We start from the raw sequence: 12,749 nt of genomic DNA on the forward strand, positions 1-12,749 counted from the left end.
CCGGAAGGCAGGTGGCCTCCTGATGGCCGAACAGTTCATCGGCTCCGGCTGGGCGTTCCCGATGCGCATCGGACCCACCGGGGGCATCACGCTGGTCAGTGGCGAGCGCGAGGTCGAGGAGGCCATCCGGCTCGTGCTGGCCACCGCCCCGGGCGAGCGGCCGATGCGCCCGGAGTTCGGGTGCGCCATCCACGACCTCGTCTTCGCCCCGGTCAACGAGCAGACCGCGGGCCGCATCCAGCACGAGGTGCACGTGAGCCTGGACCGCTGGGAGCCCCGGATCGAGGTCCACGAGGTGGAGGTCTCGGCCGGTGACGACCGGAGCGTCCTGTTCATCGACGTCCGGTACTCGATCCGCGGGACCAACAACCCGCGCAGCCTCGTCTTCCCCTTCTATGTCATCCCTTCCCACGACGAGCCCGACGCGCCGGACGCCGCGGGCACCTCGGAAAGCGACCTCTGATGTCCCTGCCCTCCCCCAACCTCGACGACCGGCGCTTCCAGCAGTTCGTCGACGACGCCAAGCGCTACATCCAGCAGCGTGCTCCGGAGTGGACCGACCACAACGTCTCCGACCCCGGCATCACGCTGGTGGAGACGGTCGCGCACATGGCGGACCAGATCGTCTACCGGCTCAACCGCGTCCCGGAGAAGAACCACCTCGCCTTCCTGGACCTGGTCGGCATCACCCTGTTCCCGCCGTCCGCGGCGCGTACGGACGTCACCTTCTGGCTGTCCGCGCCGCAGGAGGACGTGGTCCTGGTCCCGGCCGGTGCGGAGGTCGCCACGCTGCGCACCGAGCGGGAGGAGGCCGTCGTCTTCGCCACCGAGCACGACCTCGCGGTCGTCCCGTGCGCGCTGTCGCACGTGGTGGTGCAACACCGGGGCCAACCCGTCGTGGACCGCACCACGGACCTGCTGGAGGGCAAGGACGTGCGGTGCTTCGCCGAGACCCCGGTGCCGGGCGACTGCATGCTCATCGGTCTGACCGCGGCCGCTCCGCACTGCGCGCTCGCGCTGGAGCTCGACAGCCGCGTCGACGGCGTCGGCGTGGATCCCCGCCAGCCGCCACTGCTGTGGGAGGCCTGGACGGAGGACGGCTGGCAGGAGTGCGAGGTGGACCGGGACGGCACCGGCGGTCTCAACCGGCCCGGCGACGTCGTCCTGCACCTGCCCGGCGGGCACGTGCTGTCGCGCAGCGGCGGGCACGAGGCCGGTTGGATCCGCTGCCGGGCCACCGCCGCGCTGGCGGGCCAGCCCTTCTACACCTCCTCGCCGAGCATCCGCTCCGTGGAGGCCTTCACCATCGGCGGCACCACCCGGGCCGTGCACGCCGAAGCCGTCCACGACGAGGCGCTCGGCGAGGCGGCCGGACTGCCCGGCCAGCGGCTGCGGCTCTCCCGCGCACCGGTGGTGGCCGACGACCCGCCGCTGCTGCTGCAGACCGCCGGGGACGACGGCTGGCGGGACTGGCAGGTGGTCGCGCACTTCGCCGCCTCCCGGCCCGGCGACCGGCACGTCACCCTGGACGCCGCCACCGGCGAGATCGCCTTCGGCCCGGCCGTCCGCGAACCGGACGGGACCCTGCGCCAGTACGGGGCCGTCGCCCCCAAGGGCGCCGTCGTCCGTGCCCACCGCTACCGGACCGGGGGCGGCCGCGGCGGCAACGTGGCGCGCGGCGCCGTACAGGTCCTGCGCACCTCCGTCCCGTACGTCGCCGAGGTCGTCAACCGCGAGGCGGCGCGCGGTGGCGTCGACGGCGAAACGGTCGAGGAGGCCAAGCTGCGGGCGCCGATCACGCTCCGCGCCCAGGACCGCGCCGTGACCCTGCGCGACTACGAGGAGCTGGCCCGCCGGGCCGCGCCCGAAACCGCCCGCATCACCTGTCTGGAAGGGGAGGAGGGGCGGCACGGCGCCTACGCGGTGCGCGTCCTCGTCGTCCCGCAGGCCGTTCCCGATCCGGGCGGGCGGTTGCGTTTCGAGCAGCTCGTGCCGGGCGACGCGCTGCTCGACCGGATCACGCGCCACCTGGACGAACGCCGGCTCATCGGCACCCGGCTGGCCGTCGGACCGCCGTACTACCAGGGCGTCACCGTCGTCGCCACGGTGCACGCCTTCCGCGGGGTGGACACGGACCGGGTGCGCCGCCGGGCGCACGACGCGCTCTACCGCCACCTCGATCCGCTGACCGGTGGCGCGGACGGGCGGGGCTGGCCCTTCGGGCGGCCGGTCCAGACCGGCGAGGTCTTCGCGGTCCTGCAGCGGGTCCCGGGGGTGGAGCTCGTCGACGAGGTCGTCCTGCACCCCGCCGACCCGCTCACCGGCAAGCGCGGCGATCCGACCGACCGCATCGACCTGGAGCGGCCCTCGCTGGTCTTCTCCTTCGACCACCGCGTCCGGGTGATCGGGGACGGCGGATGACGGCGGCCGCCTACCGGGGGTCCGTCGACGGCCTCGGCTCCTCGCTGCCCCTGGCCGCGATGCTCCCGGCCGTCTTCGCCGACGACGACCTGGCCCAGCGGTTCGTGGCCGGGCTCGACGAGGTGCTGGCGCCCGTCCTGAACGTGCTGGACTGCCTGGACAGCTACTTCGATCCGGCGCTGACCCCGGCCGACTTCGCCCGGTGGCTCGGCACCTGGGTGGGCGCCGAGACCGACGGCGGCGAGCCCGAGCCGCGCCTGCGGGCCGCCGTCGCGGCCGCCGTCGCGCTGCACCGGATCCGCGGCACCCGCCGCGGCCTCGCCGAAGCGGTCCGGCTGGCGTTCGGCGCGGAGCCCGAGATCACCGAGAGCGGCGGGGCCGAGTGGGACGCCCGTCCCCTCGGCGCCTTCCCCGGCGCCCCGCGCCCGCGACTGCACGTCAGGCTGCGGTTGCCCGACCCGACTCCGGCCGACGTGCACCGCCTGGACTCGCTCGTCGCCGCCGCCCGGCCCGCCCACATGCCCTACGCGGTCGAGGTGACCGCCGTGGAGAGGAACTTGGAGACATGACCACGCAGAACTGCGCCGAGTGCGGAACGCGCGCGGAACCGGGCCAGTCCTTCTGCGACGCGTGCGGCGCCGTGCTCGGTTGGAACCAGGGCGCCGTCGCCGCGCGGGGACCGGCCCCGGACCCGCACCGGCAGGAGCCGATCGAGCGGCCGTCGCCCCCGCAGGGCCCGGCGCGGGAGCGGAGTTCGGCCGACGCGGCGCGGCCGGGGCCCGGCGGGGCGCAGCGCGGCGCGGGGGCGGCGGGCGCGCCCGGGCGAGCCCGGCCCGTCGCGGGAGGCAACCCCTCCGGGGAGATGGCGCGGCCGGACGCGGCGGCGGACCCCGGGCCCACCGGGCCCGCTCCGGAACGGCCCGCTCCGCCGGGGCCGCAGGAGTCCGCGCCCACCCGGCCCGTGCCGACCGCCCCGGCCCCGCAGGCGCTCGGCGACGCCCTGTCCGAGCGGGCGCGCTCCCTGCTCGTGCCCGTGGCGGACCCCGAGGGTCCCCGCCCCCCTGCGGCGGCCGCCGCGCCCGTGCTCCCCGGCCGACCGGAAGCGGACCGGCCCGCCGTTCGGGCCCCGGGGCCGCAGCCCGGCGCCGCGGGCGGCCCGCCGTGCCGGTGGTGCGCCACGCCCAACCCTCCCGAGCGCCACTACTGCCTGCGGTGCGCGATGCCCCTGGCCGACCCGGGCGGGGCCGCCGCGGCCGTACGGGCGCCCTGGTGGCGGCGGCTCTTCGGTGGACGGGGCCGCGCGGTCCCCTGGGCGGGCGAACGGCCCCGGCTGCGCCGCGTCCTCGGCCGCTTCGGCACCTGGATCGTCCTCGCCGCCGTCGTCGCCCTGGCCGTGCTGGGCTTCGCCCACCTGCGCGACGGCATCGACGCCGCCAGGGACCACTTCGCCAAGCGTGCCCCGGTGGCCCCGGACCGGGTCACGGCCTCCCGCTCGTACCCCGACCACCCGCCGGAGCTGGCCTTCGACAAGCGCAGCAACACCTGGTGGGGGCCCGGCGTCTCGCAGTCCGGGCAGGGCGAATGGGTCGAGGCGACCTTCGGCGAGCCGACCCGGCTGCTCGACGTGATCATCACCCCGGGCGTCTCCGGGCGGGCCGACAAGATCGGCGGCTCCGCCCTGCCGCACCGCGTCACGGCGACCGTCACCGGGAAGGACGGCAAGGTCACCACGCGCCGACTGACCCTGGACCAGGGGGCGGGCGGCCAGCGGCGCGCGTTCCGCGTCGGCGAGGCCACCAAGGTCCGCTTCACCATCGAGTCGTCCTACGCCGCCTCCGGCGACAAGCAGGCCGCCCTCGCGGAGATCGAGTTCTTCGGCCCGTCGAACGCCAACCGCTGACGTCCCGTCGAGGGTCCCGCTGATGCCCGCGCCGACGCCTCGGCGCGGGCGTCAGCGGGAGGGGCCGCCCTCCTGATGGTCCTTGCGGGGGTCGCCCCAGTCCTTGCGCATCTTCCCGGCCCGGTTGTTCATCGTGCTGCGCTGCACCTTGAGGAAGTCGGCCAGCCAGGTGTAGGACACCCGGCCGGTCGGGCGTTCGTACATGATCGACCACAGGTAGTGGGCGAAGTCCGCGCTGAACTTCGCCGCCGTCCTCCCCTGCGGCGGGACGGCCTGCCATTGGGCGTGGAAGTCGGGGTCGAGCCGCGCCATCTCCCGCTCGATGGCGCGCGCGTCCTGGGCGTCGGCGCGCCTGGCCTGCTTGGGCTCCTCGACCCGGCCCAGCTTGTCCAGGTGCGACTGCACCAGCGCCGACGCCGTGATGTCGAACCACCTCGCGACGGCGGCCTTCGTCGTCGGCGCGTCGTCCCCGTCCGTCAGGTCTTTGATCGTCTGGAGCAGCGGCTGCGGGAAGCTCTGTTTGTAGATTTGCGTGGTGACGTGGTTCTCCCGTTCGCTCCTCAGCTCGGGCGACATCTTCGCCAAGAGCTGCGGAGCGATGACCCGTTCGAACTCCGCGTCCACCCGCTCCCTCCTCTCCTCGGCGGTGAGTACGGGCTGTGGAGCGCCCCGGGGCCGGGCCGTCAGGTCGAGCGCGACGGCCGAGTCGGCCAGGCGCATCCGTCGGGTCCGCGAGGCCAGTTCGTCGTCCGAGTCCCCGGACGCCTCGCTGGTGGAGGGCGAGTCCACGGTCTGCATCACGCCGCTGCTCGGGTGTTCGACGTACGCGATGTCGTCCGTCCCCTCCTGCATGACCTTCCGCAGTTCGTAGCTCTGTTGGAAGCCGCCCCTGCCGTCCGGTTCCACCTCGCCGACCCCGGGTCCGGCGGGCGCGTGCCGGGCGTTCCTCGGCGCCGAGACGTGGCTGTGCTCGATGGCGCCGAGCCCCGCGGCGAGGTGGTCCTCGAGCCGCTGGGCCCGCACGGGGTCGTCGGTCCGGAAGTTCCTCACCGCGGTCCTGACGGGGCCTTCGTAGTAGTTGTTCCCGTTCGGATTGAAGCGCAGGTCGATCCCCAACTCGTCGTGGACGTAGGTCAAGAGCCTCAGGCAGCCCTGGCAGGGCCGCTTGCGGCCCCGGATCAGGACGGGGCCCTGCGGCGGGGCCTCCCGGTCGAGCCCGGAGTGGGCGAGCAGGCTCAGGTGCTTCTGCTCGGCGTGCACGTCGTCCTTGTTCGTGCCGTCGTGAAGGAGGTAGGCGTAGTTGGCGTACTCGCCGTCGGGGGCCATCAGTTTGGCGAGGTAGGCGCGGTAGTCCTCGTCCTTCGTCCTGCTCCGGGAGACGTCGACCATGCGGACGTAGGACGTCTCGCGCAGGGCCTGCAACGTCCGGTTGTCCCGCTTGTACGCCGCACCGCCCGCCGTCCCGTCCGGGCCGCCCGGGCCGTTCGCGTCCATCGCCCCGTGGGACGGCACCTGCGGCATCGGCCGCGGCGTAAAGCCCTCGCCGATCTTCCTCCTGGCCTGCTCGTCGCGCCGCGCCTCCTCGTCGCGCGTGGTGGCGCGGCCGGAGGGGCGGGCGTCGGCGCCCTCGCCCGGCGTCTCGACCGTCCTGCGGCGCTTCTGACCGGAGCGGCGGTCCGCGGCCGGGCGTTTGGCCGACCCGGGGACGGGTTCCGGGTCCTCCTCGCCCTCCGACCCGGCGCGGCCGTCCCCGGTGAGCAGGAGTCGGCGCAGGCTGTCGCCGTGGGCGTCCTCCCGCGGAGGCCGGCCCTCCACCATGGGGCTCGACTCCAGCAGCTCCTCGTGCAGCCGCGCGACGGACGCGTTGAGGTTCGTGGCGAAGAACAGGTGGCCGTTGGCCAGCATCGACTGGAGTTCCTTCTCCTTGGCCTCCGCCGCCCGCGGTGCGTGCGCTTCGTCCTCCTCCTGTCCCCCGGCCTGGAGCTCCTGGAAGAGGACGCGGCTGAGGTGGCGCAGGCTCTGTTCGTCCGGCTGCTTCTTGTACGAGCGCGCGTAGTGGAGGACGGCCTGGGCGGGGGTGCGTCCGGCGCGGGACCCGTACGGCTGCGCGCACGTGCACTGCCGGGCGAGATCGCTGATCCGCGCGACGCTCTCCTCCCACGTGCGCCGTCCGGGTGCGGCCGCGGTCGCCCGCCCCTTGCCCTTGTCCTGCTGGGGCATCCGCTGCACGTGGTGCCCGCCGTGGCACCCGCTCCCGTGGGCCGTCCCCGTGGCGTCCAGGGGCGAGCGCTGGACCGCGCCCGGGCCGCCCTCGCCGGTCCCCTCGGGACCGGCCGCGCCCGCCCGCCGCGCCACCGAGGGGGCGGTGCTCCTCCCCGCGGCGAAGGCGGCGCCGTCGGTGTCCGCGGACCGCTCGGACCCCTGGCCGGGATCGGTGACCGTGACCCCGGCGCCGTTGTCGGTGCCGGTCTCCCGCACACCGTGCAGGTTCTCCTTCACGTGGCTCAGCTCGTGACCGACGACGTGCTTGTTCCCGGCCGCTTGCGGGGGCAGGAACACGTGGTGGCCGACCGTCATCGCCTGCGCGCCCATCGCCGCGGTGGCCCGCTGGGCCACCGGGCCGTCGTGGAGGCGGGTGGGGGACATGTCCCTGCCGTAGAAGGCGCTCGCCTCCTTCTCCAGCGTCGGCGGCAGCGGGCGCCCCGGCGACTCGCTCAGGGCCCTGCGGAGCAGATCGCGCTGTCCGGCGGGGCCGGTGTCCTCCTCCTCGCCGTGCCCGCAGGCGGGTCCGTGCTCGTGCCGCCGCTGCGCGACGAGGCGGGCGACCACGTGGTTGCCCACCAGTGCCTGCAGGTCGAGCAGCCGCGCCTGTTCCCCGGTGCCGCGCCCCGCGACGCCGCGGACCCGGCGCGATGGGGCGCCCGGGTCCTTGGCCTTCGCCTCGGCTCGTTCTTCGTGCGCGACCACGTGTGACCCGCCCCTCCGGTGCCGTCCCCGTCTTCGTCCCGCTGTTGTATCCGGGCGCCGCCGAAGGCGACATGGCCGCCGGGGCAGTCCTGGGGGCAGACCGGGCGCGGACGCCGGGATCGGTCACAGACCGGTGGCGTCCCTCGCCCTCTTCAGCGCGGAACCGATCCTGTCCACCGCCGCGTCGTGCCGCCTCGCGCGCTCCGCCCGGTCCGCCGGCACCAGCCGGGTGGCGACCCGCACGGCGTGGGCGTCCGGGTCGCCGAAGGCGGTGCGGGGGTCCTCCCCCGTGTCCGCGCAGTGGGTCGTGACCTCCTTGACCCCCTGGAGCACGACCGCCCGGTCCACGCCCGGTTGCACGGCCAGCCGCACCTGGAACCGCGCCATCCACTTCTCGCGGTCCCGCTCGGCCGCCGCCTCCGGCGTGCGGTCCTTCTTCGCCACGTGCCCTCCCGGGTCGGTCGCACCAGTGCGTCACGGGGTGAGACGCCGCCCGGGCCGAGCGGGTTGCCCGGGCGCGCGTCCGGGCGCGTCCCGGGCTCGGCTCAGTCGGTCGGCGGGGTGGAGCGGGCGTAGCGGGTCGCGAGCCGACGCAGGTGGGTGACCAGGTCGGCGGGCTCGGTGACGTCGAAGTCGAAGCCGAGCATGCCCAGGTGGACGGCGAGGCCCTCGAGCGTGTCGGCGCCGGTGGTCAGGACGCAGCTGTCGGCGTCGACGGCCTCGACGGTGCCGACCGCGGGGTTGATCCGCTCGATCACCGCCGTCGCCGGTGCGTGGACGCGCACGCGCGCGTGGTGGCGCCAGGCCGCGCTCGACACCCGTCGCGAGACGTACGAGGCGACGTCGCCGCCGGGGAGTTCGCGCGGGGCGAAGCGCGGTCCGGTGGGGGTGCGGGGCCTGATCCGGTCGATCCTGAAGGTGCGCCAGTCCGCGCGCTCGACGTCCCACGCGACCAGGTACCAGCGCCGCCCCCAGTTCACCGCCCGGTGCGGCTCCACCGTGCGGCGGGTGGAGGAGCCGGTGTGGTCCAGGTAGTCGAAGCGCAGGCGTTCGCGGTCGCGGCAGGCGGAGACCAGGGTGGTCAGCACCTCCGCGGAGACCTCCGGCGCCGGGCGGTCGGCGGGCACGGCCACGGTGTACGCCTGGAGGGCGCGCACCCGTCGGCGCAGCCGCGGGGGCAGCACCTGCTCCAGCTTGACCAGCGCCCGCAGCGCGTTCTCCTCGGTGCCCGGGACGGCGCCCTGGGCGGCGGTGCGCAGGGCGATGGTCACCGCCACGGCCTCCTCGTCGTCGAGGAGGAGCGGGGGCATCGCGGCCCCGGCGCCGAGCCGGTAGCCACCGGCGGATCCCCGCGTGGCGTCCACGGGGTAGCCGAGTTCGCGCAGTCGGTCGATGTCGTTGCGGACGGTGCGGCCGCTGACCCCCAGGCGTTCGGCCAGTTCGGATCCCGGCCAGGCGCGCTGGGTCTGGAGCAGGGAGAGCAGGCGCAACAAGCGTGCGGAGGTATCGAGCATGGGGCCCAGCCTGTGGTGTTATTAGGAACGGATCGTGCCTATATCGAGAATACTGTGTGACTCATGGAGATCAGCAGCAGCACCGACGCCCGGATCCGCCCCTACCGCATCGACATCGCGCAGGACGAGCTCGACGACCTGCGCGACCGGCTGGCCCGTACCCGCTGGGGCGGCGGGATCCCCGGCACCGGCTGGAGCCGGGGGGTGCCCACGGACTACCTCAAGGCGCTGGCCGCCTACTGGGCCGACGGTTTCGACTGGCGCGCGGCGGAGGCGGAGCTGAACGGGTTCCCCCAGTTCACCACCGGGATCGACGGCCAGAACGTGCACTTCCTGCACGTCCGCTCGCAGAACCCGGCCGCCGTCCCGCTGCTCCTGCTGCACGACTGGCCCTGCTCGTTCGTGCAGTTCGTCGAGGTGATCCGACCGCTGGCGGAGGACTTCCACGTGATCGTGACCTCGACGCCCGGCACCGGATTCTCCGGCCCGTTCGGCGAGGCCGGGTGGAACACCGGACGCATCGCGAGCGCGTTCGTCGAGCTGATGGACCGGCTCGGCTACGGCTCGTACGGCGTCCAGGGGACCGGGGGCGGTGCCTGGATCGCCGCCGAGATGGGCCGCCTGGCGCCCGATCGGATCGTCGGCATCCACGTCAACGGCCTGGTCACCTTCCCCTCCGGGGACCCCGCCGAATGCGAGGGGCTCACCGGGTCCGAGCAGGAGCGCCTCGCCCGGCTGGAGGACTTCCAGCAGGACAAGATGGGCTTCAACGCCATCCAGTCCACCCGCCCGTACACCCTCGCCCACGGCCTGCACGACTCCCCCGTGGGTCAACTGGCCTGGATCGCGGAGAAGTTCAAGGAGTGGACGGACCCCGCCACCGAGCTGCCCGAGGACGCCGTGGGGCGCGACCGGCTGCTGGCGAACGTCAGCGTCTACTGGTTCAGCGGCACGGCCGGCTCCTCCGCGAACCTCTACTACGAGTCGGGCCACGATGCGGGCGCGTGGGCGCCGAAGCCGCGCGGCACCGTCCCGACCGGTGTCGCCGTCGCCCTCCACACCGACGTCGCCATCCGCCGTTTCGCCGAGCGGGACCACAACATCACCCACTGGACCGAGTTGGAGCGCGGCGGCAACTTCCTCGCACTGGAGCAGCCCGAGGCCTTCGTCGCCGACGTGCGCGCCTTCTTCGGCACGCTCACCGACTGACCGGGACCCGCCGGGACCCGCGGGGCCGGAACGGCCTGACACGAACCAGCCGCCCAGGACCCCTGACGTTAAATGTCGGCTAATGTCCTCATCTGATGCTTGCGTGGCCGGCCGGGCACCGCAGGGGCCGAGGAGGTCGCAGGCGCCGCATGAACCCCGTACTGCTACACCTGTACCCGGCGCGCTTCCGCCGCGCGTTCGGCGACGAGGTGGCCGAGGCCTACCGGGAGGCGACCGAAGGGGCGGGCCCGCGCGCCCGCTTCCGCGAGAGCGCCGACGTCGTCGCGCACGCCCTGCGGCTGCGGCTCGGCATCGGCTCCGCCCTCCCGGGCGGCCGGCTCCTCGCCGGTGCGGCCCCCTTCGCCCTGGCCACGACGGCCGCCTACGCCGTCTTCAACCTCCTCGGCGACGCCGGCGACTGGTACGCCCTGCGCACGGCGGGGACGGTCGGTGGCGCGGGGCCGCTCCTGACCCCGATGAACGGCGCCTACCTGCTCACCGCGATCGGCGCCGTGCTCGCGCTGGCCGTACGCTACGTGCCCGGGGTGCTGTGCACGATCGCGGGCACGGCGGCCAGTTCCGCGAGCTTCCTCTACCCGGCCTGGCGCATGCCGCCCGACCTGCGGTGGGAGTTGGTGGGCTTCCTGCTCGCGCCCGTCCTGATCGCCGCCCTCCCGCTGGCCTGCCCGCCGGACCTCCGCCCGGCCCGCCGGGTGCGGAGCTCGGGGGCGGCGCTCACCCTGACGGCACAGTGCGCCCTGCTGGGGGTCGCCCTGGTCCTGCTCGACCCGTTCGGGAGCCTCTTCGTGCTGCCCTGGCGGATGGGCGTCCCGCTCGCGGCGGCGCTCGCCTTGGCGGGCCGCCGGGCCTTCGCCGGGATCCGCGGCACCGCCGAACTCGCCTTCGCGGCAGGGCCCCTCCTCGTCACCCTGTACTTCTCGGGCTGGGTGGACACCGAGAAGATGCTGACGGTCGTCGGCGCCCTCGCGGCCACCGCCGTGGTCCTGCGCGTGCGCCGCGGGCGCGGGTCGGGCACCGCCGGCACCACCTGATGCGCGGGCCGGTCGCGGCCTGTGCCTCCGCGCCGCCGTGGAACCGGCCCTGCTCGCACAGGTCCTCGAGCTCCAGCACAGGTGACGAACTCCCGCCGCACCGCTCCCCCTTCCCCTCTTCGACCGTGTATACCAGCCAGGTCAAAACGATCTTTTCCAAAACTGATCTTTGCTGCACGGCAGCGCCGACCAGGCTTGCCCGGGCGGCAGTCAAGGCTCCACCCATTGTTTACGACGGGGAGAATTCAGCATGGCGATCCAACCGCCCACCGCGACCGGACACCCGCTCTTCGGGTCGATGCTCGACCTTCAACGGGACGCTCTCGGGACCTATCTCAAGGCCCAGCAGGAGCACGGCGACGTGGTGCGGTTCGTCGCCGGACCGCCGGGAATGCGCGCGCAGTTCTACGGGGTGTTCTCCCCGGCCGGGGCGCAGCAGGTGCTCGCGCAGTCGGCGGCCACCTTCCGCAAGGACAGCCGGTTCTACGACGAACTGCGCGCCTCCTTCGGCAACGGGCTGCTGACCAGCCAGGACGAGGAGCACATGCGCCAGCGGCGGCTGCTGAACCCGCTGTTCAGCCAGCGCCAGGTGGACAGCTACTGCACCGACATCGCGGCCGAGGCGCAGGAGCTGACGCGGCGGTGGGACGCGGTGGAGGACGCGACCGTCGACGCCGCCGACGAGATGGCCCGTTACACGCTGCGCGTGATAGCCCGGCTGCTGTTCGGTACCGGAAGCGACCTGGAGACGGCGCTCGGGAGCGTCAAGCGCAATTTCCCCGTCATCAACGCGTACGCGGTGAAGCGGGCCTTCTCCCCCGTCAACATTCCGCGAAAGGTTCCGACGCCGGGCAATACGAAGGCGGCGAAAGCGCACCAGGAACTGTACGACGTGTGTGACCAGATCATCGCGGCCCGCCAGGACGCGGAGGCCGAGGGCGCGTCGGACCGGCACGACATGCTGAGCGTGCTGGCGCGGGCGCGCGACGAGAACGGGGAGCCGCTCAGCGCCCAGGAGATCCGCGAGCAGGTGCTGGTGTTCCTGGTGACGGGCCACGAGAGCACGGCGACCTCGCTCTCCTTCGCCATGCACATGCTGGCGCTGAACCCCGAGGCGCAGGCCCGTGCGCACGCGGAGGTCGACGCGGTGCTGGAGGGTCGGATCCCGGGTGCCGGGGACATGGCCCAGCTGCCGTACCTGAACCAGGTGATCAAGGAGACGCTGCGCCTGTACCCGGCGGCGCCCTCCTTCGGCCGCTCCCCCAACGTGGACGTGGAGATCGGCGAGTACGTCATCCCGGCGGGCTCCGACGTGCTGGTCAGCCCGGGCGTGATCCAGCGGCGTCCCGACATCTGGGAGGACCCCGACCTCTTCGACCCGGAGCGGTTCCTGCCGGAGAAGGAGGCGGAGCGCGGGCGGTACACGTGGTTCCCCTTCGGCGGCGGTCCGCGGGCCTGCGTGGGCCAGCACCTGGCGATGCTGAACGCGGTCCTGACCCTGGGCGCGCTGCTGCAGAAGTTCGAGTTCACCGCGGTCGACACCGACATTCCGATGTCGACCGGGGTGACGCTGCGGGCCGAGGGCCCGGTCCGGGTGAAGCTCGCTCCCCGTGGGTGAACGACCCGCCCGGTGAACCACCGGGCGGGAACGACGTCGGCCTCCACGACCACATCCTGGTCGTGGAG

General features: G+C 74.0%; 10 protein-coding genes. 7 read left to right on the forward strand and 3 right to left on the reverse strand.

Going from position 1 to position 12,749, the window contains the following annotated elements; translation table 11 throughout:
* The first annotated feature begins 22 nt into the window (after positions 1 to 22).
* The 4 genes from ACFWAR_RS25610 to ACFWAR_RS25625 are packed head-to-tail and all read left to right on the forward strand — an operon-like array spanning position 23 to position 4,321.
* Positions 23 to 463 carry a GPW/gp25 family protein gene (locus ACFWAR_RS25610; RefSeq protein ID WP_385781407.1) on the forward strand — a complete coding sequence of 147 codons (441 nt, stop codon included), beginning with the start codon at positions 23 to 25 and terminating at the stop codon, positions 461 to 463.
* On the forward strand, positions 463 to 2,421 hold the full coding sequence (locus ACFWAR_RS25615; protein ID WP_385781410.1) for a putative baseplate assembly protein: 1,959 nt from the start codon (positions 463 to 465) through the stop codon (positions 2,419 to 2,421). The genes ACFWAR_RS25610 and ACFWAR_RS25615 overlap by 1 nt, the downstream gene beginning before the upstream one ends.
* Positions 2,418 to 2,990: a phage tail protein gene (locus tag ACFWAR_RS25620; protein WP_385781413.1), complete on the forward strand. Its 573-nt coding sequence runs from the start codon at positions 2,418 to 2,420 to the stop codon at positions 2,988 to 2,990. The genes ACFWAR_RS25615 and ACFWAR_RS25620 overlap by 4 nt, the downstream gene beginning before the upstream one ends.
* Positions 2,987 to 4,321, forward strand: coding sequence for an NADase-type glycan-binding domain-containing protein (locus tag ACFWAR_RS25625; protein ID WP_385781416.1), 1,335 nt, complete (start codon positions 2,987 to 2,989; stop codon positions 4,319 to 4,321). Before ACFWAR_RS25620 ends, ACFWAR_RS25625 begins: the two co-directional genes overlap by 4 nt.
* A gap of 51 nt (positions 4,322 to 4,372) precedes the next feature.
* Here the strand turns inward: ACFWAR_RS25625 and ACFWAR_RS25630 are convergent, their stop codons facing one another.
* The 3 genes from ACFWAR_RS25630 to ACFWAR_RS25640 form a co-directional block, all read right to left on the reverse strand.
* The gene (locus ACFWAR_RS25630; RefSeq protein ID WP_385781418.1) at positions 4,373 to 7,288 is read right to left on the reverse strand and encodes a DUF4157 domain-containing protein; all 2,916 of its coding nucleotides are present in this window, start codon (positions 7,286 to 7,288) and stop codon (positions 4,373 to 4,375) included.
* Positions 7,289 to 7,411: 123 nt separating this feature from the next.
* Positions 7,412 to 7,732: a hypothetical protein gene (locus ACFWAR_RS25635; RefSeq protein WP_385781420.1), complete on the reverse strand. Its 321-nt coding sequence runs from the start codon at positions 7,730 to 7,732 to the stop codon at positions 7,412 to 7,414.
* A 101-nt stretch (positions 7,733 to 7,833) separates the two neighbouring features.
* Complete coding sequence (locus ACFWAR_RS25640) at positions 7,834 to 8,802, reverse strand: helix-turn-helix transcriptional regulator (RefSeq protein ID WP_385781422.1); 969 nt, start codon at positions 8,800 to 8,802, stop codon at positions 7,834 to 7,836.
* A 63-nt stretch (positions 8,803 to 8,865) separates the two neighbouring features.
* Between ACFWAR_RS25640 and ACFWAR_RS25645 the strand changes: the two genes are divergently transcribed.
* The 3 genes from ACFWAR_RS25645 (at position 8,866) to ACFWAR_RS25655 (ending at position 12,681) form a co-directional block, all read left to right on the forward strand.
* Complete coding sequence (locus ACFWAR_RS25645; protein ID WP_385781425.1) at positions 8,866 to 10,011, forward strand: epoxide hydrolase family protein; 1,146 nt, start codon at positions 8,866 to 8,868, stop codon at positions 10,009 to 10,011.
* A 149-nt stretch (positions 10,012 to 10,160) separates the two neighbouring features.
* On the forward strand, positions 10,161 to 11,063 hold the full coding sequence (locus ACFWAR_RS25650; protein WP_385781429.1) for a hypothetical protein: 903 nt from the start codon (positions 10,161 to 10,163) through the stop codon (positions 11,061 to 11,063).
* Between the two features lie 250 nt (positions 11,064 to 11,313).
* A complete protein-coding gene (locus ACFWAR_RS25655) occupies positions 11,314 to 12,681 on the forward strand; it encodes a cytochrome P450 (RefSeq protein ID WP_385781432.1) in 1,368 nt (455 codons plus the stop codon).
* Positions 12,682 to 12,749: the final 68 nt, after the last annotated feature.

The organism is Streptomyces sp. NPDC059917, assembly GCF_042730635.1.
Taxonomy (GTDB): domain Bacteria; phylum Actinomycetota; class Actinomycetes; order Streptomycetales; family Streptomycetaceae; genus Streptomyces.

Bases quoted from the DNA above. Each gene is read 5' to 3' on its own strand.
- ACFWAR_RS25610 (WP_385781407.1), top strand. From the start codon at position 23: ATGGCCGAACAGTTCATCGGCTCCGGCTGGGCGTTCCCGATGCGCATC.
- ACFWAR_RS25615 (WP_385781410.1), top strand. From the start codon at position 463: ATGTCCCTGCCCTCCCCCAACCTCGACGACCGGCGCTTCCAGCAGTTC.
- ACFWAR_RS25620 (WP_385781413.1), top strand. From the start codon at position 2,418: ATGACGGCGGCCGCCTACCGGGGGTCCGTCGACGGCCTCGGCTCCTCG.
- ACFWAR_RS25625 (WP_385781416.1), top strand. From the start codon at position 2,987: ATGACCACGCAGAACTGCGCCGAGTGCGGAACGCGCGCGGAACCGGGC.
- ACFWAR_RS25640 (WP_385781422.1), bottom strand. From the start codon at position 8,802: ATGCTCGATACCTCCGCACGCTTGTTGCGCCTGCTCTCCCTGCTCCAG.
- ACFWAR_RS25645 (WP_385781425.1), top strand. From the start codon at position 8,866: ATGGAGATCAGCAGCAGCACCGACGCCCGGATCCGCCCCTACCGCATC.
- ACFWAR_RS25650 (WP_385781429.1), top strand. From the start codon at position 10,161: ATGAACCCCGTACTGCTACACCTGTACCCGGCGCGCTTCCGCCGCGCG.
- ACFWAR_RS25655 (WP_385781432.1), top strand. From the start codon at position 11,314: ATGGCGATCCAACCGCCCACCGCGACCGGACACCCGCTCTTCGGGTCG.